Origin of the sequence: Bradyrhizobium sp. 35 (assembly GCF_023073215.1) — a bacterium.
Classification (GTDB): domain Bacteria; phylum Pseudomonadota; class Alphaproteobacteria; order Rhizobiales; family Xanthobacteraceae; genus Bradyrhizobium; species Bradyrhizobium canariense_D.
In genome coordinates this window covers 1-844 of record NZ_JADPJC010000164.1, presented here as the reverse complement: position 1 = coordinate 844, position 844 = coordinate 1, and the positions used below count along the sequence as shown (strand labels likewise).

The following is an 844-nucleotide window of genomic DNA, read 5'->3' as shown; positions in this document are numbered from 1 at the left end:
CCGTTGACGACGCTGAAATTGGTGCCGCCGCCGGCAAGTGCAAAGCCGACCAGCGTGTCGCGCGAGATGCGATAGTCGGCGCCGACAGCGGTGCCATAGAGGCTGCTGCTGGTGTTGTTCGAGCCGGCGATCGAGTTGCCGTCGGTCTTCTGCGAGCCGCCGAAGCCCGCCGCCCACACGCTCCAGCGCTGCTGGAACGGCACCGCAGCTGGTGCCTTGGTATAGATCGCCGCCAGCGCGTCGTTCGGGCTGCGCTTCCTCGCGGCATAGGCGAGCGCTTGCTCGTCGGCGTAACCGGTTGCGTTGCCGCCGGCGGTTGCACCGTCACCGCGTCCGGCGACGAACGGATCGGTCATCACCCCCATGAACTGGTTCATCGCATTGAAGGTGGACTGCTGCGACCCGGTCGCGGTTTCGCCGGAGACCTGCGTCAGGGCGGTGGCGAGACCGGAGCCGGTCAGAGCGAACAGCGCGTTGAAGCCCGCCGGCATGTTGGCGCCGGCCAGGAGCGCATTGTCGATTCCGGCCGCGACGTTCTTCTGGTTGATATTGGCATTGGCGGGCAGGTTCGGCGACAGCAGGCCGGGATCGACCGTCAGTAATACCTCGTTGCCGACATAACTCACCCGCGCATTGCGGGCGAAACTGTTGCCGGCGAGAACGCCCGCCGTGTCGAAGGTGCCGTTGACGGTGCCCGCGATCATGATGGTGTAGGTGGTGGTTGCGCTGATGCGCGCCAGCGGATCGACCGTGACCTTGCCCGCAAGGTTGGCGGTGCCGGTCACAACCGTCATGTCGCTCGATGCGCCCGATATCTGCACCAGATAGGTCGATGCCGCCGTCA

The 844-nt window shown here is 65.9% G+C and carries 1 protein-coding gene; it reads right to left on the bottom strand.

All coding sequences use genetic code 11. The features are described from left to right. Window positions 1–844, bottom strand: an 844-nt coding sequence (locus tag IVB36_RS38470) for an autotransporter domain-containing protein (RefSeq protein WP_247394947.1), incomplete at both ends; no start/stop codon positions are given.